Below are 22,843 nucleotides of genomic sequence, written 5' to 3' on the forward strand. Positions count from 1 at the left end.
CACCACAGACAACTGACGCGAAACCGAATGTCGGTTCCGCGTCAGTTGTTTGTGAATTGAGTTGTGATCGACAGACTCAGTTGAACGAGTCACCGCAGGCGCAGGAGCCTGTTGCATTGGGGTTGTCGATCGAGAAGCCCTGCTGCTCGATGGTGTCGAGGAAGTCGATGGACGCACCTTCGACGTACGGCGCGCTCATCCGGTCGACAACCAGGTTGACGCCGTTGAAGTCGACGGTGAGGTCACCGTCGAGCGTGCGGTCGTCGAAGAACAGCTGGTACTTCAGTCCGGCACAGCCGCCGGGCTGCACTGCGATACGCAGCGCGAGGTCGTCGCGACCCTCCTGATCGAAGAGTGCCTTCGCCTTGGCGGATGCGGCCTCGGTCATCTTGACGCCGTGGGTGGCGGTCTCGTTCTGCACAGTCATGGGCTCTCCCTAATGTTCGTACCAACCCGTGAACGCTTCAACGGTACGCCGCTGCCGACTTATTCCCGCCAGTCCTTACCGGGTGCGATTCGTCTTCATCCTATCCGGTCTTCCCGACACGGCAACGGCGCGTCGACGCTTGTTGATCCTCACCTCCGGGCGCCGCGCCAGATGTTCCACTCCCGTGCCGTGTGTTCGGCGAGTCCCTCGAGACACGCCGACGCTTCCTCCATCGCACGTTCCACCGACCCGGCGAACTCCGTCACCGATTTCGTCGCGACTATCGAGGTCGACGCAAAGTCCGCCGCGTCGAGCGTCACCTGACCGGCAAAGACGAGCGTCGGAACTCCGTGCGCCGCCCCGGCCGAAGCAAGCGTCGTGACGAGTTTGCCGCGCAGAGATTGGTGGTCGAACTTGCCTTCGCCCGTGATCACCAGGTCAGCGGAAGCCAATAGCGCCGCCTGGCCGGTGCGATCGGCGACGACGTCGGCCCCGGATCTCCGCTGCGCACCGAGAGCGAACAGCGCAGCACCGATACCACCTGCGGCGCCGGCACCCGGAAGATCCGACACTCGTTTTCCGGTTGCGGACTCCAACTGTTCGGCCCATCTCGCGTTCCTCGCTTCGAGGACAGAGACGGCATCGGGGTCGGCGCCCTTTTGCGGGCCGAACACCGCTGCCGCACCGTGCTCGCCAAGAAGTGCGTGTTCGACGTCGGTGGCCGCGACCAACGCAGTGCCCGCCGTAGCCGCCGTTGCGGCCTCCAGACCGCCCAGCGCCTCCACCAGTCCACGTCCCCCGTCGGTGCAGCAACTCCCACCGAGTCCGACGACAATCGTCTTCACGCCTGCCTCGAGCGCGACAGCGATCAGTTCTCCGACACCGCGACTGTGCGCGGTGAGTGCGCTGTCCCGTGTCGGCGGACCTCCGAGGAGACCGAGCCCGACAGCCTCGGCGGACTCGATGTACGCCGTGTCCGAATCCAACAGCCACGCGGCGTCGACGCCCGCGGTCAGTGGCCCAGGAACCCGTGTGGTCCGGAGGTCGCCCCCAGCCGTGGCCAAGACGTCGACGAAACCCGGCCCACCGTCGGATTGTGGCGCGGTGACGACGTCGTCTTCGGGTCGGCCACGTCGCCAACCGGCAGAAATGGACTCAGCCGCCTCGACGGCCGTCAACGTCTCACCAAACGAATCTGGAGCAACTATTACCCGCATAGCGGAAGTCTAAGAGTCCCGAATGACCCCGATGTTTCACGATCTCGCGCGTTTCAGTGCCTCGGGCGATCGGGTTTTTCAGAAAGACCGAGGTCGGTTTCCCAGACCGTGCACTTATCCAATAGCCTGGAGGTGTGAAATTGCTACGCCGCGGTGACTCAGACAACTCCGACAAACGTGACGTCGAGGGCACTGAGGCATCCTCGGCCTCCGAAGAGGCGCCCATCGAGCAGGTGGGCAAGGGCCGCCCCACACCCAAGCGTCGTGACGCCGAGGCGAAGAGGCGTGGCCCCGTTGCCCCTGCCCCGCTGACCGCGAAGGAAGCCCGCGCCCGCCGTAAGGCGACCCGCGGCTCCAAGGAGGACCGCAAGGCCGAAGCCGCCGAGCGTCGCGCATCGTCGGCAGACCGCCGCGCCCGCATGCTCGCCGGCGAGGACAAGTACCTGCTCCCCCGCGACAAGGGACCGGTTCGCGCCTACGTCCGTGATTTCATCGACGCCCGCCGCAACCTCGTCGGGCTGTTCATGCCGCTCGCATTGATCCTCATCATGACGATGTTCGTCACGCCCGCACTCCAGCAGATCGTCACGCTGGCAATGCTCGTGATGATGCTCTTCATGGTCGGCGAAGGCATCTGGCTCGGTCGCATGATCAACAACCGCGTCGCCGAGCGCTTCCCCGACAGCACCGACGGCGGATTCAAGCTCGGCTGGTACGCGTTCGTTCGCGCGTCGCAGATCCGTAAGCTGCGCGCACCGAAGCCTCGTGTGGGGCCGGGCGACGCAATCTGAGCGTGACGAACACGTATAGAACTTTGGTCCTCGGCGGCGCGCGGTCTGGTAAGTCCGCGCACGCCGAGGATTTGGTTTGTGCAGGCCACTTACCCGAAAGTTCGGCACCGATCCGGTACCTGGCGACAGCCAGACGTGATGTCACCGACGCAGACTGGGAAAGCCGGATCGACCAGCACCGCAACAGACGGCCTTCTCATTGGTCGACTGTCGAAACCGCAGCTGCGGGGGACCTCGCGGCGCAGCTCGAAAGCGATTCACACACAGCGACGTTGGTCGACGATCTGGGAACGTGGCTGACCACTGAACTCGATCGGCAAGGCGCCTGGGACGCTCCGCGCGGCACCGTCACTCCCGCTGCGGACAGCCTGGTCGCCAGTGTCGAGAACTACCGCGGACACCTGGTGCTGGTCAGCCCCGAAGTGGGTTTGGCCGTCATCCCCGAGACACGGTCGGGACGATTGTTCCGCGACGAGATCGGCACTCTCAACGCTCGTATCGCCGCGGTGTGCGATCGTGTCGTACTAGTGGTTGCAGGGTTACCGCTCATCTTGAAAGATACTGCTGCACAACCGGAAGGCACGATGTGAGTACCGAGGCCAATCCAGGGGCCATTTCAGGGGCGAATCCAGATGCCAACCCTGACGTCGCGCCAGTCAGTAGCGCCGACTTCGAACCCGTCACGCCGCCCGACCGCGAGGTGCGTGCGCAGGCCGACGCGCGTCAGCGTGATCTGACCAAGCCGGCAGGTTCGCTGGGCCGACTGGAGGCTCTCGCCGGTTGGGCATCAGCCTGCCAAGGAGTTTGTCCCCCACACGCTTTCGCTCGGCCTCGCGTCGTCGTCTTCGCGGGTGATCACGGAATCGCCCGCAACGGCGTCTCCGCCTATCCGCCGGAAGTGACCGCACAGATGGTCGCCAACTTCCTCGGGGGCGGCGCGGCAGTCAACGTCCTCGCCGAGGTTGCCGGCGCCACGGTACGCGTCGTCGACATCGCAGTGGACGGCGATACCGATCCGTCCGTCTCGAACCACAAGGTGCGCAGGTCTTCCGGGTCCATCGACCGCGAAGACGCCATGTCGAACGAGGAAACCCTTCAGGCCATCGCCGCCGGCCGAGCGATCGCGGACGAGGAAATCGACGGGGGCGCAGATCTTCTCATCGCCGGCGACATGGGCATCGGCAACACGACGCCCGCAACCGTACTCATCGCAGCACTGACGGACAGTGAACCCGTCGCAGTCGTGGGTCGAGGTACCGGTATCGACGACGCCGGGTGGATCCGCAAGACCGCAGCGATTCGCGACGCTCTCCGTCGCGCCCGTCCGCACGTTCGCGACACAGTCGCGCTGCTGCGCACGTCTTCGGGTGCCGACCTCGCCGCGATGGCCGGCTTTCTGGCCCAGGCAGCTTCGCGTCGTACGCCGGTGATCCTCGACGGCGTAGTGGTCACCGCAGCCGCCATGGTTGCCGACGAACTGGCTTTCGGCGCACGTGAATGGTGGGTCGCCGGACACCGCTCCACAGAACCCGCGCACACCATCGCGTTGACACGCATGGGTCTCGACCCGATCGTCGAGTTCGACATGCGTCTCGGTGAAGGTTCAGGTGCAGTCACAGCGCTCCCGATTCTTCAGGGCGCAGTGGCAATCCTGGGCAAGATGGCGACATTCTCCGAAGCCGGTGTCAGCACTCAGGGCAGCGCACCTGCCGACGAACCCGAGTCGATCGACCTGACCAAGACCGATACGGCGGAGTGAGCATGGCGGGCCCGCTGTCCGGAGTGCCTCTGGCCTTCTCGTGGCTGACGGTCCTTCCGGTTCGTGGTCCCTCCGACATCGACCGAACTGCCGGTCGTCGCGCCATCGCGGCAGCTCCGCTCACCGGGATCGCACTCGGCATTGCCGCGACGTTTCTGCTTTGGGGCACAACCAGTATCGGCCTGAATCCCTATCTCGCAGGCTTGCTGACGGTCGGTGCGCTCGCTCTCGGGACACGCGGGATGCACGTGGACGGACTGGCAGACTCCGTCGACGGACTGGGTTGTTACGGTCCACCGGAGCGCGCCCGCGAGGTCATGCACAGCGGCGGTGCCGGACCGTTCGGGGTCGCGGCACTGTTGATCTTCCTTGGGCTGCAATCGGTCTCCTTCGGCGTCCTCGCTGTTGCCGACTCCCCCACGCAGTGGATCGCCGTTCTCGTTTCTGTCGCTGCGGGTCGTGTGGCCGTCGTTTTTGCCTGCCGCCGAGGTATTCTCGCGTCGAGCCCGAGCGGATTCGGTGCGCTCGTCGCCGATTCACAACCGCTGTGGGCCGCAATCGTGTGGTCGGTTCCGCTGATCGCCGCTTCCGGCTTTGCCACCGACCGGTGGTGGCTCGGCCCTCTCGTGACCGCGTCGGCGCTGGTGATCAGTGTGCTGTGCGTGCGTCACTGCGTCCGTAGATTCGGTGGACTCAACGGAGACGTTCTCGGATTCGCGCTCGAACTCACTGTGACGCTGACGGCCGTCGGCCTCACTCTCGGACTGTGATCCGACGTCGTGCGAGTAGGTGTCCTTGCGTACGAAGGTTGCCTCGCGGCCGAGATCTTCGTTTTCACCGACCTTCTCCTGATCGCGAATCGGGTCGCTGATGGAGCGCCCGCCGACCCCTTCGAGGTATCGGTCATCGCAGCGTCGGGCACGCCCGTCGTTGCGGCAGGTGGATTTTCGCTCGGCGTGCAGGAGGGGCATCACGACATCGATCACCTGGTTGTGCCGGGGTTCGACCTCGTGCCGTCCGAAGACCCTGCGACGCGTTTGTCGCTGTGGGACAGAGAAATCGAGTTCATCCGTGCGTGCGAGGCGCGCGGCGTTCGGGTGTCGTCGGTCTGCGTCGGCGCGTATCTGCTGGGCGAGGCGGGACTGCTCGACGGACGCCGATGTACGACGTCGTGGCTGTACGGTGCGGACCTCGCAAGTCGTTACCCCGGTGCGACGGTTCGAACCGACTCGTTGATCGTCCAGGACGACGGCGTCACCACCACTGCGGCGTTCACTGCCGCGCTCGACCTCGCAACAGCACTCGTGCGCGAGCATCTCGGCGACAAGATTGCGCGAACGACTACGAGAATTACTCTGGCGCCGGAAAACCGAACCAGTCAATCTCCGTACATCGTCGACTCGATGCTGCCCGTCAAACACACACAGTTCGCCGACGACGTCGGGAGTTGGTTGGTCGAACGGATGGCGGCGCCTTACGACTTGGATCTGCTGTCGGATGCTTTTCACCTCAGCACCCGAACCATGCTTCGGAAGTTCAAGGACGAGACCGGGGAATCGCCGCGCAGTTATCTGCAGCGTGCACGGATCCGAAAAGCGAAACGGTTGTTGGAATCGACCGACTGGTCTCTCGGAAAGATCCTGGGGCACATCGGCTATCAGGATCCTGGAACCTTCCGTCGCCTGTTCACCGACCGCGTCGGCATCAGCCCGGCCGATTATCGAAAGCGATTCCGCAACGGCGGCGGCGGATAGGCCGTGTGTGGCGAGCCCGCCCGAAAACGTGGCGAACCGCCCTCTTCTGTAGTTGATCCCGCGCCGAAAGACTGTGCAGAGGAATTGTTTCGACTACTGAGAGGGCTCACCGTGCCGAACCGGAGCATGACCGAAGACGATCCGCTCGAAGACTTCGACCGTCGAACGATCACCATCGACGCAGTGGCGAAGTCCGTGTACGTGGCCGGCACCGGTCCCGCAGTAATCGTCATGCCGGAGATGCCGGGCATCAGCCCGCACGTCGCGCGATTCGCCCGCTGGGTGCGCGATGCCGGTTTCACTGTCTTCGTGCCGTCATTGTTCGGGCGCGACGGAGCGGTCCCCACAGTGGACGAGGGGCTGACGGTGTTCAAGAGAGCCTGCGTCAGTGCGGAGTTCCGCGCCCTCGCTGTCGACGAACCGAGTCCGGCGGTCCGTTGGCTGCGTTCACTCGCCGCTTCGGCGCATGAGGAGTGCGGCGGTCCTGGCGTTGGCGTGATCGGGATGTGCTTCACCGGCAACTTCGCGTTGTCGATGATGCTCGAACCCTCGGTCATCGCGCCAGTTCTCGCCCAACCGTCGTTACCGCTCGATCGACCGGACGAAACCGACAGCGGGCCCGAAGAACTCGAAGCCGTGCGCTCGAGACTCGAGGCCGAAGACCTCACGGTGCTTGCATACCGGTTTCAAGGTGACCCGTTCTGCCGCGCACAGCGATTCGCGGCCTACTCGAAGGCCCTGGGCGAGCGCTTCGTCGGAAAGGTACTGCCCGACGAAGCGGCCAACGCGACAACGTCACCATTCTTCGAACACGTCATTGCCAATCCACACAGCATGGTGACGGCTCATCTCGTCGACGAGGTGGGATCGCCCACCACCGTCGCTCGAGACGAGATTCTGCAGTTCTTCCGCGAGCGGTTGCTCGCAGAACGAACCAGCGATCAGTGAAGCTTGGTCATCCAGCCGTGGGTGTCGGCGAAGGTGCCGCGCTGAATGCCCGTGAGGGTGTCGCGCAGTGCCATCGTCACTTCACCCGGCTCGCCGTCGGCGATGGTGAACTCGCCCTCGGCGGACTTGACGCGTCCGACGGGGGTGATGACTGCTGCTGTGCCGCAAGCGAAGACCTCGGTGATTTCACCGCTCTTGCACTTGGTGCGCCATTCGTCGGTGCTGATCTTGCGCTCCTCGACGGCGAAACCGGAATCGGCGGCAAGGGCGAGCAACGAGTTGCGCGTGATGCCCGGCAGCAACGAACCGGACAGCGACGGCGTCACGAGGCGAGCGTCGGGGCCGGAGCCGAAGACGAAGAACAGGTTCATTCCACCCATTTCCTCGACGTACGTGCGCTCGATGGCGTCGAGCCAGACCACCTGGTCGCAACCCTCGTCGGCAGCTTGCGCCTGGGCGAGGAGCGAAGCGGCGTAGTTGCCGGCGAACTTGGCCGCGCCGGTACCGCCAGGGGCCGCGCGAACGTATTCGGTGGACAGCCACACACTGACCGGCTTGACGCCGCGCGGGAAGTACGCACCGGCGGGTGAGGCGATCAGCAGGTAGCGGTACTCGTCGGCGGGACGGACACCGAGTCCGGCTTCGGTGGAGAACATGAACGGACGGAGGTAGAGCGCGTCCTCGCCACCGGCTGCGGGAACCCAGTCGAGATCGACGTCGATCAGTTCGGTGATGGAATCGATGAACATCTGCGACGGGAGCTCCGGCATGGCCAGACGGCGCGCAGATGCTGCGAAACGCTCGGCGTTGGCCTCGACGCGGAACGAGCTGATCTCGCCACCCGGCTGACGGTATGCCTTGAGGCCCTCGAAGATGGCCTGTCCGTAATGCAAAACCATTGCGGCCGGATCGAGCTCGATGTTTCCGTACGGCAACACCTGGGCGTCGTGCCAGCCCTTGCCCGCGGTGTAGTCGATCGAGACCATGTGGTCGGTGAAGTGCCGCCCGAAGCCGGGCGCCGCCAAAATGTCACGGCGCTCGGCGTCGGACTTCGGGGACGAGCTCTGAACACGAACGAAATCGGCGGCACCTGTCATGGGCGCAATCCTATCGAACGTGAAAAAGCTCTCTACTTGGTGTTGGTCTCCACGAACGGAGGAGACACCACGACGCACCGAAGAGCACGACCACGGACGTCGACTTCGATCTCGTCGCCGGCCGAAACATTGGCGCCGGAATCGAGGAGCGCCAACGCAATTCCCACTTTGATCGAAGGCGAAAACGTCCCCGAGGTGGTCTCGCCGATTGCCTCGCCGTCACGCAGAACACCGAGGCCGGCACGAAGCACGCCGCGATCGAGAGCCTTGATCCCCCAGAGTTTGCGAGCCGGGCCGGCAGCCTTCTCGTCGGTCAAGGTCTCTTTGCCCCAGAATGTCGGCTTCTTCCAACCGATCGCCCATCCGCAGCGCGCTTCGAGCGGAGAAATCTCGAGCGAAAGCTCATGCCCGTGCAGCGGATAACCCATCTCGGTACGAAGAGTGTCACGGGCGCCGAGTCCGGCGGCCTGCCCACCCTCGGCGCGCACTGCCTCGAGAAGCGCACGGAACAACGGCTCGCTGTCCTCCCACCGCGGCAGGAGTTCGTAGCCGACCTCACCGGTGTAACCGCTGCGGCACACACGAACAGGCACGCCGTTCCATTCCGCATCTTCGTACGCCATGTACTCGATCTCGGTGGGAAGTCCCAGCGCCGTCAGAACCGCCACCGATTTCGGACCCTGCACAGCCAGCACACCGTAGGCACGATGCTGATCCTCGACGGTGATTCCGTCCGGTGCGAGGGCGACCAGAGCCGCAACGACGTCCGCGGTATTGGCCGCGTTCGGGACGAGGAAGATCTCGTCGTCGCTGACGTAGTACGCGATGAGGTCGTCGATGACACCACCGGACTCGTTGCAGCACAACGTGTACTGAGCCTTACCCGGCCCGATCTTGTTCAGATCGTTGGTCAGTGCGGAGTTCACGAATTCCGCGGCGCCCGCGCCACGCACGACGGCCTTGCCGAGGTGACTGACGTCGAAGAGTCCGACATTCTCACGCACAGAGGTGTGTTCGGCCACGACGCCGGCGTACGAAACCGGCATCTGCCATCCCCCGAACGGCGCGAACGTCGCGCCGAGTTCGACGTGGACGGGGTGGATCGGGCCCTGCAACAGTTGTTCGTCGGTCATGGCCCACAACCTATCGGACTTCGCCGATCGAAACATGTCCGCAGCGAGAGCTCACCCGGCCGCGACGATCGCCCCGTCCGCAAACGGCAAAGGGCCTAACATCGACTCAGGCATCCGCCAGAACCGGACGCATCGCACACTCACCTCACAGGAGACACCTTGAGCACTCGCACAGCCCGATCGTTGGGACCCGACCTCGTTCTCGCCGGCACAGTCGCCAAGCGCGCAGAGATATTGGTCGTCGGTCTGACGTCGGGTCCGGACGGCCCCGAGATCGCACTCAGCGAAGGCATCGTCGCCGAAGACGTGCTCGCCGAGATCCTCGACAGCCTCATCGCCGTCGGCGCCACCGGCAAGCCCGAGCAGCTCACCCGCGTCCCGGCACCGAGCGCGCTGTCGGTCACCAGCGTCCTCGCCGTCGGACTCGGCTCCGCCGACAAGCTCGACAGTGAGCAGATCCGCAAGTCCGCGGGTGCTGCAGCGCGCTCACTGTCTGGCATCGACACCGTCGCAACCACGCTCTCGATCCTCGATCTCGGCGCAGCCGCCGAGGGATTTGCGTTGGGCGCGTACAGCTTCACCGAATTCAAGTCGTCCATGACGGCTCCCGGTCCTGATTCGCAGCCACTGGCCCGCGTCGAACTTCTGGTGCCCTCGCCGCGCACCAAGGAGACCAAGGCAACGCTGGCACGGTCGGCAGCGATCGCCGAGGCCGTCGCCACCGCACGCGAGTTCGTCAACACTCCCCCGAGCCACCTCTACCCCGCCGAGTTCGCCGCGCGCGCCAAGGCACTGGGCGTCGAGGCCGGGCTCACCGTCCAGGTGCTCGACGAGAAGGCACTCGAGAAGGGTGGCTACGGCGGAATCATCGGCGTCGGCAAGGGCTCGTCACGCCAGCCGCGTCTCGTCCGCCTCGAATACGCGTCGAAGAAGCGTGGAGCCCGCAAGGTCGCACTGGTGGGCAAGGGCATCACCTTCGACACCGGCGGAATCTCCATCAAGCCTGCCGCCGGAATGGAGAACATGACCTCGGACATGGGCGGCGCCGCAGCCGTCATCTCCACCGTCGTGCTTGCCGCCAAGCTCGGTCTGCCCGTCAACGTCGTCGCATACGTCCCGATGGCCGAGAACATGCCGTCCGCGACCGCCCAACGTCCCGGCGACGTGCTGACCCAGTACGGCGGAATCACCATCGAGGTCGTCAACACCGACGCCGAGGGCCGTTTGATCCTGGCCGACGCGATGGTTCGCGCGGGTGAGGACAACCCCGACTACATGATCGACACCGCAACCCTCACCGGTGCGCAGATGGTGGCGCTCGGCAACCGCACCCCCGGCGTCATGGGCACGGAGGAGTTCCGTGACCGCGTCGCCTCCATCTCGCAGAGCGTCGGCGAGAACGGTTGGGCCATGCCGCTGCCAGAGGAACTGCGCGGAGATCTCGACTCCAAGGTCGCCGACATGGCCAATGTCACCCCGCACCGCTGGGGCGGCATGCTGGTCGCCGCTCACTACCTCAAGGAATTCGTTCCCGAGGGTGTCCAGTGGGCGCACATCGACGTCGCAGGTCCGGCGTACAACACGTCAGGGCCGTGGGGTTACACCGGCAAGGGCGGCACCGGCGTTCCGGTTCGCACGATGATCTCGGTCCTGGAGGACATCGCGGTCAACGGCTGACCACTTGCTGTGCGCCTTTATTAACCGCGGGAGGTTAATAAAGGCGCACAGCAAGTTCAGGCGCCGTCGCGCAATTCCTGCTCTCGGGCCCGCTTGCGTTCGATTCGCTTACGCTCGTCGTGATCGCGCATACGCTGCGGATATCCCGTTTTTCGGACGTCGTAGACCGGAATCTTCAGGTCTTGTCCCAATTTGCGGGCACCACGTTCGCCGCCGACACGACGACGAGTCCACTCCCCGTCCTTCGCGACGAGGACAACGGTCACCTCGGTCACCGTTGTCTGCGGTTCCACATAGGCCTCGACGCCTTCGTGCGAGTGCGCCCAATTCGCCAGATGATCCGCATCACTCTGCGCTGCGGCCTGAGCCGCACTCGGCGGACGCTTGAAACGATCGAACAGTCCCACGGTCGTACCCTCCTCGGTACCGACGCCGCGGATGCACCCCGGCGATATGTCAAGTTTGCCAGGCGATGTCCGTTGTGCCTGCGCACGACATACCGTTTGGTCCGCTTACGACGTTACAGCCGGACCCCCAACGCATACCTACTCGCCAGTAGCCGACACACCCGAAACGGACGGCATCCCCCTCATCGGACACGCCCGGCGTATCAATGGAAAGATGAACGACGGTGACGCCGCGCCCGCGCGTCGACATCGGCAAAATAGCTACAAGTAGCCGCACGTCGCGCGCCACTCGAGCACAATGCATTACGACCACAAGTCGACAAAATTCAACAACCCGAACACAACTGTCGAGGAGTCAAAAGACATGGCCTTCTCCGTCCAGATGCCAGCCCTAGGTGAGAGCGTCACCGAGGGAACTGTCACACGGTGGCTCAAGCAGGAAGGAGACACGGTCGAAGTCGACGAACCCTTGCTCGAAGTCTCCACGGACAAGGTCGACACCGAGATTCCGTCTCCCGTCGCCGGCGTCCTGACCAAGATCGTCGCGCAGGAAGACGACACCGTGGAAATCGGTGGCGAGCTCGCCCAGATCGGTGAAGCCGGCGAAGCCGCAGCACCCGAGGCAGAGGCACCCGCCCCCGCCGCAGAGGAAGCTCCCGCCGAGGAAGCCCCGGCTGCCGAGGAACCCGCCGAAGAAACTCCCGCTGCCGAGGCACCCGCTGCTTCCGGCGGTTCCGCTGAAGGCACCGCCGTGACGATGCCCGCCCTCGGCGAGTCCGTCACCGAAGGCACCGTCACCCGCTGGCTCAAGGCCGTCGGCGACGAGGTTGCCGTCGACGAGGCGCTGCTCGAAGTCTCGACCGACAAGGTCGACACCGAAATCCCGTCCCCCGTCGCCGGAATCCTGCTCGAGATCAATGCGCAGGAAGACGACACCGTCGAGATCGGTGGCCAGCTGGCCGTCGTCGGATCCGGCGCACCCGCCGCGGCTCCGGCACCCAAGGCCGCTCCCGCAGCACCGGCCGCTCCGCCGGCACCCAAGGCTGAAGCACCGAAGGCTGAGGCACCCAAGGCCGAGGCACCCAAGCCTGCTGCCGCACCGGCCGCACCCGCTCCGAAGCCTGCTGCAGCTCCCGCACCGGCGGCCGCACCCGCAGCTTCCGGCGACAGCAGCCCGTACGTCACCCCGCTCGTGCGCAAGCTCGCCACGGACAACGGCGTCGACCTCGCGACCGTCACCGGCACCGGCGTCGGCGGCCGTATCCGCAAGCAGGATGTGCTCGCCGCTGCGGAGGCCAAGAAGGCTCCCGCCGCCGCTGCTCCTGCTGCAGCACCCGCGGCCGCACCGGCCGCCACCGCAGCCGCAGGCGTCCGACCGGAACTGGCACACCTGCGCGGAACCACGCAGAAAGCCAACCGTATTCGGCAGATCACGGCCACCAAGACGCGTGAGTCGCTGCAGAACACCGCTCAGCTCACGCAGACCTTCGAGGTGGACGTCACCAAGATCGTCGCCCTGCGGGCCCGTGCCAAGGCCGGCTTCATCGAGCGCGAAGGCGTCAACCTGACGTTCCTTCCGTTCTTCGCCAAGGCAGTCGTCGAGGCGCTGAAGTCGCACCCGAACATCAACGCCAGCTACGACGAGGCTGCCAAGCAGATCACCTACTACGACGCTGAGCACCTCGGCATCGCAGTGGACACCGATCAGGGCTTGCTCTCCCCCGTCATCCACAACGCCGGCGATCTCGGCCTTGCCGGTTTGGCTCGCGCCATCGCCGACATCGCGAAGCGTGCACGCTCGGGTGGCCTGAAGCCGGACGAGCTCTCGGGTGGAACCTTCACCATCACCAACATCGGCAGCCAGGGCGCGCTGTTCGACACCCCGATCCTGGTACCGCCGCAGGCGGCCATGCTCGGAACCGGCGCGATCGTCAAGCGCCCGATGGTGGTCACCGACGAGAACGGCAACGAGTCCATCGGCGTTCGCTCGATGATCTACTTGCCGCTGACCTACGATCACCGTCTGGTCGACGGCGCCGACGCCGGCCGATTCCTCACCACTGTGAAGCAGCGGTTGGAAGAAGCCTCGTTCGAAGCTGATCTGGGCCTGTAAGCAACTGCTCGGCCGGCCGGGGCGTCATCTCCATCAGGAGGTGGCGCCCCGGCTTTTTCAGTACGGTCGGATATACACGGTCGGATATCGAAGCAGGCTGAATCGAAGGAGGCTTTCCGAATGCGAGTAGTCATCGCCGGCTCGTCCGGTTTGATCGGAACGGCCTTGGTGTCATCGTTGCGCTCCGACAACCACGACGTCGTACGTCTCGTGCGACGCTCGACCGCTGGACCCGACGAATCGCGTTGGGACCCGGACCAGGACCGTCTGGACCTCTCCGTCCTACAGGGCGCTGACGCCGTCGTGAACCTCTGCGGCGTCGGCATCGGCGACAAACGGTGGTCGGGTTCCTACAAGCAGGCGATCCGTGACAGCCGCATCGTCGCGACCGATGTCCTGGCCGAAGCTGTCGCAAGTCAGAAGGTTCCCGTACTCGCCAACGCGAGCGCCGTCGGCTACTACGGCGACACCGGCGACAAGATCGTCGACGAGGATTCGCCGGCAGGCACCGACTTTCTCGCCACGACGTGTCGCGATTGGGAAATTGCCACCGAGCCCGCACGCAAGGCGGGAGCCCGCGTGGTCAATCTGCGCTCGGGCGTCGTGATTTCACCCCACGGCGGCATGCTCGGTCGGCTTCGGCGCCTTTATTCGTTCGGTCTCGGTGGGCGACTGGGCAATGGTCGCCAGTACTTTCCGTGGATCTCACTCGAGGACGAGTGCGACGCGATCAAGTTCGCGCTCACGAATTCCGAAATCTCCGGTCCCGTCAACCTGACCGGTCCGGCACCGGTCACCAACGCCCAGTTCAACGACGCCATGTCCCGTGCGGTCCACCGACCGGCTCCCTGGATCGTTCCCGGGTTCGCACTCGAAGCGTTGATCGGAGAATTCGCCAAGAGTGGCATCCTCGGTGGCCAGCGCGCCATTCCCGCGGCCTTGGAAAAGGCGGGATTCTCCTTCCGCCACAACACGATCGGGGAAGCGCTGGCGGCCGCACTCGGATGATTCCGAAGTCGGGCGTAATCTCTACGTCCATGAGCAGCGCTGACGTTTCCGCCCGGTTCTCGAAACTGCCGATCGCCGTCGAGCAACTCGGTTTGATCGACTACAACGCCGCGTGGGACCGCCAGCGCGAGCTCGCGGCAGCGCGGGCAGACGACATCGGACCGGACACGCTACTGCTCCTCGAACACCCGCCGGTGTACACGGCAGGACGACGCACGGAACCCGAAGACCGTCCCGTCGACGGCACCGCTGTCATCGACGTCGACCGCGGCGGGAAGATCACCTGGCACGGCCCCGGCCAGCTGGTCGGATATCCGATCGTGAAACTGGCCGAGCCCATCGACGTGGTGCGGTATGTCCGACGCATCGAGGAAGCACTGATCACGGTGTGCACGGACCTCGGGCTGAACTGCGGGCGCATCGACGGCCGCTCCGGCGTCTGGCTGCCCGCCGAACTCGCAAACGGGCAATGGAAGCCCGAGCGCAAGGTTTCCGCCATCGGCGTGCGCGTCCAACGGGGCGTGGCACTGCACGGCTTCTCCCTGAACTGCAATTCGGTCCTGACCGGATTCGACAACATCATTCCCTGCGGCATCCGTGACGCCGGGGTGACGACGCTGTCGCATGAACTCGGTCGCGACGTCACCGTGGACGAAGTCACTCCCGCTGTGACCGAGGCAGTGATCGCTGCTCTCGACGGAACCATGCCCGTCACCGAACGGAACGTCGAGCGCGTCACCTTCGAAAGCGCCTCGCCTACTCCGACTTTTACTACCGTTCAGTACAGCTGACGGGCTCGCCCGAACCCCGTTGCAGGAATCACCGGGCGTAGGATCACTGTCGTGACTATCGCCCCAGAAGGACGTAAGCTGCTCCGTCTCGAGATCCGAAACGCGGAGACGCCCATCGAACGCAAACCCAACTGGATCAAGACCCGCGCAAAGATGGGCCCCGAGTACACGGAGCTCAAGGGCCTGGTCAAGCGTGAAGGTTTGCACACCGTCTGCGAGGAAGCAGGCTGCCCCAACATCTACGAGTGCTGGGAAGACCGCGAAGCCACGTTCCTGATCGGCGGCGAGCAGTGCACACGCCGCTGCGACTTCTGCCAGATCGACACCGGCAAGCCCGAAGCCCTCGACCGCGACGAGCCCCGTCGCGTCGCGGAAAGCGTTCAGGCCATGGGGCTTCGGTACTCCACGATCACCGGCGTCGCCCGCGACGACCTCCCCGACGGAGGCGCCTGGCTCTACGCCGAGACCGTCCGCAAGATCCACGAACTCAACCCGGGCACCGGCGTCGAGAACCTGGTTCCGGACTTCAACGGCAAACCCGAACTGCTCGACGAGGTCTTCGCCTCACGCCCCGAGGTACTCGCACACAACCTCGAGACCGTCCCCCGCATCTTCAAGCGGATCCGTCCGGCATTCCGGTACCAGCGAAGCCTCGACGTCATCACCGCAGCACGCGACTACGGACTGGTCACCAAGTCCAACCTGATCCTCGGTATGGGCGAAACCCCTGAAGAGGTCACCGAGGCGATGGCAGATCTCCACGCCGCCGGTTGCGACATCCTCACCATCACCCAGTACCTGCGACCCTCGCCCCGGCACCACCCCGTCGAGCGGTGGGTCAAGCCCGAGGAGTTCGTCGCACACTCCAAGGCTGCAGAAGAGATGGGCTTCGCCGGCGTCATGGCCGGTCCGTTGGTTCGCTCGTCGTACCGCGCCGGCCGCCTGTATGCGCAGGCCATGGCACATCACGGCCGTGAACTTCCCGAGGCGCAGCGTCATCTGACCGAGGGCGGAGACGCTTCCCAGGAAGCCAGCTCACTCATGGCGCGCCTGAATCGCTGATCCACTTTTTGCTGTGCGCCTTTATTAACCGCGGGCGGTTAGTAAAGGCGCACAGCAATGGACGTATCCTGGGTACATGGCGAACGGCAGCAAATCCGGTAAGGGCAAACCCACCAAAGAGGCAAAGGCTGCAGCGAAGGCTGCCCGCAAGCAGGCTTCCAAGGAACGTAGAACTCAGCTCTGGCAGGCATTCCAGATGCAGCGCAAGGACGACAAGCTCCTCCTGCCGCTGATGATCGGCACCCTCGTCGGTGCTGCTCTGGTCTTCTTCCTGGTCGGTCTCATCTGGGGCCTTCAGTGGTTCCTGCTGCCGATCGGCATCGTTCTCGGTCTCCTCGGCGCGTTCATCATCTTCGGTCGCCGCGTCCAGAAATCGGTGTACAAGAAGGCTGAAGGTCAGGCCGGTGCCGCTGCGTGGGCGCTAGACAACATGCAGGGCGCGTGGCGCGTCACGAATGCCGTCGCCGGCACCACCCAGCTCGACGCCGTTCACCGCGTCGTCGGACGGCCGGGTGTCATCCTCGTCGCCGAGGGTTCGCCGCAACGCGTCAAGGGCCTCCTCGCGCAGGAGAAGAAGAAGACTGCCCGCCTCATCGGCGACACCCCGATCTACGACATCATCATCGGCAACGACGAGGGCCAGGTTCCGCTCTCGCAGCTCCAGCGCTACTTGAACAAGTTGCCCCGCAACATCGACACCAAGCGCATGGACAACATCGAAGGGCGCCTCGCTGCGCTCAGCGCACGCGGCGGCGGAGCAGCGCTTCCCAAGGGCCCGATGCCCGGAGGCGCGAAGATGAAGGGAATGCAGCGAACCATTCGTCGTCGCTGACACTCCCCCACAGCAAACGAAAGACCCGGGCCCATACGGACCCGGGTCTTTCTTCGTTCGAGAAGTTTGTGTCAGCGCGACTTCACGAGCAAAGTGCCGGTCGCGCGGTCCTGCATACCACGACCGTCGATGTCGGTGATGGTCGCGGGAATGACGAACACCAGCAGCGCCTGACGCCCCAACGCGCGCACGAAGCCCACTCGGATCGGGCCTTCGATTCGCGCAACCTGAAGTCCGAGGACGAACTGCCCCGGGGTGAAGTTGAACAGAGCCACGGTGACGACACCGACGGCGAACCACACCATCAAAGTGACAGTCGAGGTCATACCGTCGAAGAAGTCTCCGGTGATGAGCGAGGCCACTCCCACGGCCATGACCCAATCCACCAACAGTGCGGCGATACGACGGCCCGAACCGACCAGCGAACCCGGCCCCTCCTGAGGGAAACCGAGGAACTCGCCACGGTACGACTGCTCACGGCCGTCCGTGCTCTTCGGCAAAGCTGCTTGCGGCCCAGAGAGCCAAGTTCCGGTGATACGTGCCATGCTGTCCAGGATAGGCGTCGCAGCACCGTAGTCCAGATTTGCCGGGTTTTAACTGTGTGGCCGGTCACATGGACTTCGGAAATCCCCAGGATGCTGCGACGCGTAACACTGCCGAAACAAAGGCTTGACGAGCGGGCAACACCAGCTCCCTACCGTCTGCCTCGACGGATTCAACCGACATCACTTGGCTGAAGCGACTTAAGGAGCACAAGCGTGGCGTTCACCACGGCCGAAGAGGTCATCAAGTACATCGCGGACGAGAACATCGAGTACGTCGACATTCGGTTCAGCGACCTGCCCGGCGTCCAGCAGCACTTCTCGATCCCGGCGTCTGCTTTCAACCAGGACGTGTTCGAGGACGGCCTCGCATTCGACGGATCTTCGGTCCGCGGATTCCAGTCGATCCACGAGTCCGACATGATGTTGCTTCCCGACGTCACCACGGCGCAGATCGACCCCTTCCGCAAGGCGAAGACCCTCAACATCAACTTCTTCGTGCACGACCCGTTCACCCGTGAGTCCTACAGCCGCGACCCGCGCAACGTTGCCCGCAAGGCCGAGGAGTACTTGGTCAGCACCGGCATCGCGGACACCGCATTCTTCGGCGCCGAGGCCGAGTTCTACATCTTCGACTCGGTTCGCTACGACTCCGGCATGAACTCCGCGTTCTACGAGCTGGATTCCATCTCCGGTTCCTGGAACACCGGCGCAGAGACCAACGCCGACGGCTCCCCGAACCTCGGCTACAAGGTTCGCGCCAAGGGTGGCTACTTCCCCGTCGCTCCGTACGACCACTACGTGGACCTGCGCGACGAAATCTCCACCAACCTGACCAACGCGGGCTTCGAGCTCGAGCGCGGCCACCACGAGGTCGGCACCGGCGGACAGCAGGAGATCAACTACAAGTTCAACACGCTGCTCGCAGCTGCTGACGACCTGCAGTTGTTCAAGTACATCGTCAAGAACACCTGCTGGCAGCACGGCAAGTCCGCGACCTTCATGCCGAAGCCGCTCTTCGGTGACAACGGCTCGGGCATGCACGTCCACCAGTCCCTGTGGAAGGACGGCAAGCCCCTCTTCCACGACGAGTCCGGCTACGCAGGCCTCTCGGACATGGCTCGCCACTACATCGGCGGCATCCTGCACCACGCTCCGTCGCTGTTGGCCTTCACCAACCCGACGATCAACTCGTACCACCGTCTGGTGCCGGGCTACGAAGCCCCCATCAACCTCGTGTACAGCCAGCGCAACCGCTCGGCAGCTGTCCGTATCCCGATCACGGGCAACAACCCGAAGGCAAAGCGTCTCGAGTTCCGCGCACCCGACTCCTCGGGTAACCCGTACCTCAACTTCGCTGCACAGATGATGGCCGGCCTGGACGGCATCAAGAACAAGATCGAGCCGATGGCTCCGGTCGACAAGGACCTCTACGAGCTTCCCCCGGAGGAGGCTCGCAACATCCCGCAGGCTCCGACCAGCCTCGAGACGGTCATCAACCGCCTCGAAGCCGATCACGAGTACCTGACCGAGGGTGGCGTCTTCACCACCGACTTGATCGAGACCTGGATCTCGCTCAAGCGCGAGCAGGAAATCGCTCCGGTCAACCTGCGTCCGCACCCGTACGAGTTCGAGCTCTACTACGACGTGTGATCCGCATCCTGACGTAAGTCAGACCTGCGAGTACCGAGTCCACCCGTCCCGCTTCTGCGGGGCGGGTGGACTTGTTTCTGTCCGAGGGAAACCCCTCGGACAGATGATGACCGGCCTTCATTCCGGACGCGGTCGAATCGCGGATCAGCCGCGAGCACGTTCGCCGATGGCCGCATTGTTGACGATATGGGCGATTCGACCTGCCCGTGTTGCGTCTCGAGCGGCACAGACTATCCACCACAGCATCTGTTTGCGGGCGCTGGGCGGAAAACTGTCCCAGTTGCTTCGCGCTTGCGGGTCCAGGTCCAGCGCCGCCTGCAAGTCAGATGGTTCCTCGAGGTCTTCGACCTGGTCGAGAATCGTCCACCAACCAGTGGATTTCGCGGCAGCAATGGCACCACGACCAGCAGCGGTCATGAGGCCACGCGCCTCCATATCCGCTGCGCGTTCGCGGTTGAGTCGGGTCCAGGAACTCTTGCGTCTACGCGGCGTGAACAGTTGCAAATTGCGCTCTTCGTCGAAGATGGTGTTGGTGGAATCGATCCAACCAAAGCAGATGGCTTCCTCAACGGCCTGAGGGTAGGGGCAGCGTGGTCGGCTGGTGGTGGTGCGCCAGGAGCACAACCACACACCTCGGCCTGACGTGTGATTGTCCGTCAGCCAAGTTCGCCACTGTTCCCGAGTCTCGGCGTGGATGATCGGGTAGTCGAACTTCCACGTCGGGGGGTGGATGGAAGCCGGCGATGATTTCGAATTGGTCAATTACTCTCCAAGCTCACAGGGGAACGGATACGTGTCTCGATAGACGAGGGGCCTGCGCGGGGAACACGTCCCCGCGGCAACCTGGACATGAATGGTTCTGTCGCACAATCCTCTTCTGACTGTCATGGTGGCGAGACCCTGAGGTGAAGGGCGAGCCGACTGACGGTGTCGGCAAGCTCGGTTGGTTCGATGACGACCACTGGGGCGGTGAGCGCAATGCGCGCAACCGTCATGGCGAGCCTGCCGAGATCTTCGCTGCGGATCTCGACAAGGCAGCGGTCCGCTGCCACCTCGATCGATGTGTGGTCTATCCATCTGAGTACGCCCTCGAGGTCGGCGAACGTAGCTTCGATGGCGAGTTTTGCATCGTGGTGACGGGGTGGCGAGCCGACTGATCTCGCGACGAAGGCTGCCGCGTCACCGCCCGGGATCTCGCGTGGCGTGAAATGACTGCCTGCCAGCCAGGGCTCCGAGAGCCGGTCCAGTCGAAAAGTTCGCCAATCCGCACGATGGTGGTCCCATGCTACGAGGTACCAACGACGTCCCGCCGTGACAAGGCGGTGCGGCTCGACGAGCCGTCTGCTGCTCTCGCCGTCACCTCGCCGGTAGTCGAAACGAACGTGCTCGTGGTCGCGACATGCCGCAGCGAGCACACTGAGTGCTTCGGGGTCGACGATGTCGTCATCTGCCCGCCGCATGGAACTGACGCTCGAATGCAGTGCCGACACACGTCGGCGTAGTCGATGGGGCAGGAGTGCTTCGATCTTGGTCAGCGCGCGCAGCGATGTTTCTTCGATGCCTCCGATGGCGGCCTCGGCGGCGTAGCGCAGTCCGACGGCTACCGCCACGGACTCGTCATCGTCGAGGATCAGGGGCGGCACGTGTGCCCCCGTTGCAAGTCGGTAGCCCCCGTACTTTCCGGACGTGGAATCGACCGGATAACCGAGGTCGCGTAGGCGATCGATGTCGCGGCGCACCGTCCGCTGCGTGACATCGAGTCGTGCGGCAAGTTCGGCACAGTGCCAGAAGCGATGGGTCTGAAGGAGCGAGAGCAATTGCAGTGCTCGGCCTGTGGGATCGTTCCGCATTTCTTCAGATTGCCAGCGATCTAGGACTTTATGTGTCCACGATGCTCCCTAACGTCGGAGCAACCGGTCGATCCAGACACGAGATCGGTACTCAACTCAAAGGAGCATCCGTGAATCCATCCGACTTCCCCAGGCCCGTCCTCATCCAAGTCAACGGCGTGGAACTCGAAGTCTTCGAGGCAGGGCGACACAATGCCGGGAAACCCATCGTGTTGTGTCACGGATGGCCAGAGCACGCCTATTCCTGGCGATACCAGGTGCCCGCCCTTGTCGAGGCGGGCTACCACGTCATCGTCCCGAACCAACGCGGCTACGGCAATTCATCACGTCCGACCGAAGTGACGGACTATGACATTGAACATTTGACGGGTGATCTCATCGCACTTCTCGATCACTACGGCTACGAAGATGCCACCTTTGTCGGTCACGATTGGGGTGCCTTTGTCGTGTGGGGCCTGACCCTGTTGCACCCGGACCGGGTAAACAAAGTGATCAACCTGAGCCTGCCCTACCAGGATCGCGGAGAGCAGCCCTGGATTGAGTTCATGGAAGCCGTGCTCGGCGGTGATTTCTACTTCGTCCATTTCAATCGACAGCCGGGCGTCGCGGACGCGGTGTTCGAAGACAACACCTTCCGGTTCCTCCGCAACCTGTACCGGAAGAACGAACCCCTCAGGGAGCCTCAGCCGGGTATGGCACTGATCGATCTCGCCAGAGCAGAGACACCACTCGGTGAGCCTCTGATGAGCGATAGCGAATTGGCCGTTTTCGTCTCCGCCTTCGAATCGACAGGATTCACGGGCAGTGTGAACTGGTACAGGAACCTTGACCGCAACTGGCATTTGCTGGCGGAGGTGGACCCGATTATCCAACAGCCCGCACTTATGATCTACGGCGACCGTGACGCGATCGCGAGAGCTGAGAACCTGACAGAGTTCGTGCCCAATGTGGAAGTAGTCAATCTCGACTGCGGTCACTGGATCCAGCAAGAAAGACCCGAAGAGACCAACCAAGCGATCTTGAACTGGCTGGAGCGGCAGGATGCCACATAGTTTCAAGGCTAGGTGCGGGTCTCAGTGAAAATGTCAGTCTCATTCAAGTCCGATAGGGGGCGTGATCCGGACCCACCTTGTGTGTATCAAGCGGATTGCTGAGCTCGGATGTGGACGAGTCGGTAAGAGTCGGTGGCGGTTTCGATGATGTTGCCGCCGAAGGTGAGCCGATCCACGATGGCGGCGCAAAGTCGTGGTTCGGTGAACGTTGTCGTCCAGCCGGAGAACGATGCGTTGGAGGCGATGGCGACGGTTCTTTTCCTCCCGTTCGGTCAACACCTGAAAAAGCAGCTCGGCGCCTCGTTTGTCGAGTTCCATGTAACCGAGTTCGTCGATGCCGAGCAGATCCCCCTCGGCCGTAGCGGGCGGTCCCGACCACCCACTGCCAGTTGGCCCAGGCCCAACCAGTTCCGGCATCGCCTGGATGGACGTTGTCGCCTGCTGCATCGACAAGAGGCTCTCGCCACATTTCAAATCGCCTCTGATCCAACAAGTTACCGGGTTCCGGAAACGCGTCTACCTCTCCGGGTCCACTTTCGGGAATCAACGAGAGCGTCGGAAAACAAGCCATGCACTCAACCCGGCGATGGGCACAAGCCAAATCCCGAAAAAGAAGGCGACTGCTCGCCACACACCGATTCGCCGGGACACGGAAACCACATCGGCCGTTCCGACAAGGCACAGGGAAATCCATATCAAGGCGAGAGTGAATCCGCCGACGTACAGAAGA

Annotated in this window: 22 protein-coding genes and 1 pseudogene; 14 read left to right on the plus strand and 9 right to left on the minus strand. The window is 63.8% G+C overall.

The genetic code is table 11. The features are described from left to right. Positions 1-76 precede the first annotated feature (76 nt). Both ACKAMS_RS16840 and ACKAMS_RS16845 read right to left on the minus strand, forming a co-directional pair. Positions 77-427, minus strand: a complete 351-nt coding sequence (locus tag ACKAMS_RS16840) for an iron-sulfur cluster assembly accessory protein (RefSeq protein WP_007730053.1) — start codon at positions 425-427, stop codon at positions 77-79. Positions 428-576: 149 nt separating this feature from the next. Next, positions 577-1,644, minus strand: a complete 1,068-nt coding sequence (locus ACKAMS_RS16845) for a glycerate kinase (RefSeq protein ID WP_408989278.1) — start codon at positions 1,642-1,644, stop codon at positions 577-579. A 134-nt stretch (positions 1,645-1,778) separates the two neighbouring features. Here ACKAMS_RS16845 and ACKAMS_RS16850 point away from each other — a divergent pair, with 134 nt between their 5' ends. From ACKAMS_RS16850 to ACKAMS_RS16875, 6 genes are all read left to right on the plus strand, one after another. Then, positions 1,779-2,435 carry a DUF3043 domain-containing protein gene (locus ACKAMS_RS16850; protein ID WP_007730051.1) on the plus strand — a complete coding sequence of 219 codons (657 nt, stop codon included), beginning with the start codon at positions 1,779-1,781 and terminating at the stop codon, positions 2,433-2,435. Between the two features lie 2 nt (positions 2,436-2,437). Then, entirely contained in the window at positions 2,438-3,025 is a 588-nt protein-coding gene (gene cobU, locus ACKAMS_RS16855) for a bifunctional adenosylcobinamide kinase/adenosylcobinamide-phosphate guanylyltransferase (RefSeq protein WP_060938899.1), read from the plus strand. Between the two features lie 23 nt (positions 3,026-3,048). Continuing rightward, a complete protein-coding gene (gene cobT / locus ACKAMS_RS16860; protein WP_050793993.1) occupies positions 3,049-4,194 on the plus strand; it encodes a nicotinate-nucleotide--dimethylbenzimidazole phosphoribosyltransferase in 1,146 nt (381 codons plus the stop codon). A 2-nt stretch (positions 4,195-4,196) separates the two neighbouring features. Further along, entirely contained in the window at positions 4,197-4,964 is a 768-nt protein-coding gene (locus ACKAMS_RS16865) for an adenosylcobinamide-GDP ribazoletransferase (protein ID WP_029255574.1), read from the plus strand. A gap of 9 nt (positions 4,965-4,973) precedes the next feature. Further along, positions 4,974-5,948, plus strand: coding sequence for a GlxA family transcriptional regulator (locus ACKAMS_RS16870; RefSeq protein ID WP_408989279.1), 975 nt, complete (start codon positions 4,974-4,976; stop codon positions 5,946-5,948). A gap of 126 nt (positions 5,949-6,074) precedes the next feature. Further along, complete coding sequence (locus tag ACKAMS_RS16875; protein WP_256064322.1) at positions 6,075-6,896, plus strand: dienelactone hydrolase family protein; 822 nt, start codon at positions 6,075-6,077, stop codon at positions 6,894-6,896. Here the strand turns inward: ACKAMS_RS16875 and ACKAMS_RS16880 are convergent. Together ACKAMS_RS16880 and gcvT are read right to left on the minus strand one after the other, a co-directional pair. Next, entirely contained in the window at positions 6,890-7,993 is a 1,104-nt protein-coding gene (locus tag ACKAMS_RS16880) for a branched-chain amino acid aminotransferase (protein WP_003941766.1), read from the minus strand. The two genes, ACKAMS_RS16875 and ACKAMS_RS16880, sit on opposite strands and share 7 nt — an antisense overlap. Positions 7,994-8,025: 32 nt before the next feature. After that, a complete protein-coding gene (gcvT, locus tag ACKAMS_RS16885) occupies positions 8,026-9,126 on the minus strand; it encodes a glycine cleavage system aminomethyltransferase GcvT (protein ID WP_408989280.1) in 1,101 nt (366 codons plus the stop codon). Positions 9,127-9,285: 159 nt separating this feature from the next. Between gcvT and ACKAMS_RS16890 the strand changes: the two genes are divergently transcribed. After that, positions 9,286-10,803 (plus strand): leucyl aminopeptidase, encoded by a 1,518-nt coding sequence (locus tag ACKAMS_RS16890; protein ID WP_113683681.1) that lies wholly within the window; start codon positions 9,286-9,288, stop codon positions 10,801-10,803. A gap of 56 nt (positions 10,804-10,859) precedes the next feature. On the opposite strand, the gene ACKAMS_RS16895 is transcribed toward ACKAMS_RS16890, so the two are convergent. Further along, a complete protein-coding gene (locus ACKAMS_RS16895) occupies positions 10,860-11,210 on the minus strand; it encodes a hypothetical protein (RefSeq protein ID WP_003941713.1) in 351 nt (116 codons plus the stop codon). 364 nt (positions 11,211-11,574) lie between these two features. Between ACKAMS_RS16895 and sucB the strand changes: the two genes are divergently transcribed. From sucB to ACKAMS_RS16920, 5 genes are all read left to right on the plus strand, one after another. Then, on the plus strand, positions 11,575-13,323 hold the full coding sequence (gene sucB / locus ACKAMS_RS16900; protein WP_020908115.1) for a 2-oxoglutarate dehydrogenase, E2 component, dihydrolipoamide succinyltransferase: 1,749 nt from the start codon (positions 11,575-11,577) through the stop codon (positions 13,321-13,323). 120 nt (positions 13,324-13,443) lie between these two features. Further along, positions 13,444-14,331 (plus strand): TIGR01777 family oxidoreductase, encoded by an 888-nt coding sequence (locus ACKAMS_RS16905; protein WP_019748921.1) that lies wholly within the window; start codon positions 13,444-13,446, stop codon positions 14,329-14,331. A gap of 29 nt (positions 14,332-14,360) precedes the next feature. Continuing rightward, positions 14,361-15,122 (plus strand): lipoyl(octanoyl) transferase LipB, encoded by a 762-nt coding sequence (gene lipB, locus ACKAMS_RS16910; RefSeq protein ID WP_408989281.1) that lies wholly within the window; start codon positions 14,361-14,363, stop codon positions 15,120-15,122. Between the two features lie 51 nt (positions 15,123-15,173). Next, positions 15,174-16,184 carry a lipoyl synthase gene (gene lipA / locus ACKAMS_RS16915; protein WP_003941610.1) on the plus strand — a complete coding sequence of 337 codons (1,011 nt, stop codon included), beginning with the start codon at positions 15,174-15,176 and terminating at the stop codon, positions 16,182-16,184. Between the two features lie 76 nt (positions 16,185-16,260). Beyond that, the gene (locus tag ACKAMS_RS16920) at positions 16,261-17,016 is read left to right on the plus strand and encodes a DUF4191 domain-containing protein (RefSeq protein ID WP_003941625.1); all 756 of its coding nucleotides are present in this window, start codon (positions 16,261-16,263) and stop codon (positions 17,014-17,016) included. Between the two features lie 71 nt (positions 17,017-17,087). Here the strand turns inward: ACKAMS_RS16920 and ACKAMS_RS16925 are convergent, their stop codons facing one another. Next, complete coding sequence (locus ACKAMS_RS16925; RefSeq protein ID WP_019748923.1) at positions 17,088-17,561, minus strand: RDD family protein; 474 nt, start codon at positions 17,559-17,561, stop codon at positions 17,088-17,090. Between the two features lie 213 nt (positions 17,562-17,774). On the opposite strand from ACKAMS_RS16925, the gene glnA reads away from it, so the two are divergent. Further along, a complete protein-coding gene (gene glnA, locus ACKAMS_RS16930) occupies positions 17,775-19,211 on the plus strand; it encodes a type I glutamate--ammonia ligase (RefSeq protein ID WP_003941609.1) in 1,437 nt (478 codons plus the stop codon). Between the two features lie 144 nt (positions 19,212-19,355). Here glnA and ACKAMS_RS16935 read toward each other — a convergent pair whose 3' ends face one another. Beyond that, a complete protein-coding gene (locus ACKAMS_RS16935; RefSeq protein ID WP_047887990.1) occupies positions 19,356-19,973 on the minus strand; it encodes a YdeI family protein in 618 nt (205 codons plus the stop codon). Positions 19,974-20,095: 122 nt separating this feature from the next. Next, positions 20,096-21,061, minus strand: a complete 966-nt coding sequence (locus ACKAMS_RS16940; RefSeq protein WP_408989282.1) for a helix-turn-helix transcriptional regulator — start codon at positions 21,059-21,061, stop codon at positions 20,096-20,098. Between the two features lie 110 nt (positions 21,062-21,171). Between ACKAMS_RS16940 and ACKAMS_RS16945 the strand changes: the two genes are divergently transcribed. Next, positions 21,172-22,113: an alpha/beta fold hydrolase gene (locus ACKAMS_RS16945; RefSeq protein ID WP_408989283.1), complete on the plus strand. Its 942-nt coding sequence runs from the start codon at positions 21,172-21,174 to the stop codon at positions 22,111-22,113. Between the two features lie 86 nt (positions 22,114-22,199). Here the strand turns inward: ACKAMS_RS16945 and ACKAMS_RS16950 are convergent. Continuing rightward, positions 22,200-22,480: pseudogene (locus ACKAMS_RS16950) on the minus strand (ATP-binding protein); the annotation flags it as partial. Positions 22,481-22,843 lie beyond the last annotated feature (363 nt).

The sequence above is a fragment of the Rhodococcus sp. 5A-K4 genome, from assembly GCF_046097995.1.
In the GTDB taxonomy this organism is placed as follows: Bacteria; Actinomycetota; Actinomycetes; order Mycobacteriales; family Mycobacteriaceae; genus Rhodococcus_F; species Rhodococcus_F erythropolis.

What these genes read in the sequence shown, in the direction of transcription:
- ACKAMS_RS16925 (WP_019748923.1), bottom strand. Translation starts at nt 17,561, where the DNA reads ATGGCACGTATCACCGGAACTTGGCTCTCTGGGCCGCAAGCAGCTTTG.
- ACKAMS_RS16940 (WP_408989282.1), bottom strand. Translation starts at nt 21,061, where the DNA reads ATGCGGAACGATCCCACAGGCCGAGCACTGCAATTGCTCTCGCTCCTT.
- ACKAMS_RS16880 (WP_003941766.1), bottom strand. Translation starts at nt 7,993, where the DNA reads ATGACAGGTGCCGCCGATTTCGTTCGTGTTCAGAGCTCGTCCCCGAAG.
- ACKAMS_RS16865 (WP_029255574.1), top strand. Translation starts at nt 4,197, where the DNA reads ATGGCGGGCCCGCTGTCCGGAGTGCCTCTGGCCTTCTCGTGGCTGACG.
- ACKAMS_RS16905 (WP_019748921.1), top strand. Translation starts at nt 13,444, where the DNA reads ATGCGAGTAGTCATCGCCGGCTCGTCCGGTTTGATCGGAACGGCCTTG.
- lipB (WP_408989281.1), top strand. Translation starts at nt 14,361, where the DNA reads ATGAGCAGCGCTGACGTTTCCGCCCGGTTCTCGAAACTGCCGATCGCC.
- gcvT (WP_408989280.1), bottom strand. Translation starts at nt 9,126, where the DNA reads ATGACCGACGAACAACTGTTGCAGGGCCCGATCCACCCCGTCCACGTC.
- ACKAMS_RS16840 (WP_007730053.1), bottom strand. Translation starts at nt 427, where the DNA reads ATGACTGTGCAGAACGAGACCGCCACCCACGGCGTCAAGATGACCGAG.
- ACKAMS_RS16920 (WP_003941625.1), top strand. Translation starts at nt 16,261, where the DNA reads ATGGCGAACGGCAGCAAATCCGGTAAGGGCAAACCCACCAAAGAGGCA.
- sucB (WP_020908115.1), top strand. Translation starts at nt 11,575, where the DNA reads ATGGCCTTCTCCGTCCAGATGCCAGCCCTAGGTGAGAGCGTCACCGAG.
- ACKAMS_RS16875 (WP_256064322.1), top strand. Translation starts at nt 6,075, where the DNA reads ATGACCGAAGACGATCCGCTCGAAGACTTCGACCGTCGAACGATCACC.
- ACKAMS_RS16845 (WP_408989278.1), bottom strand. Translation starts at nt 1,644, where the DNA reads ATGCGGGTAATAGTTGCTCCAGATTCGTTTGGTGAGACGTTGACGGCC.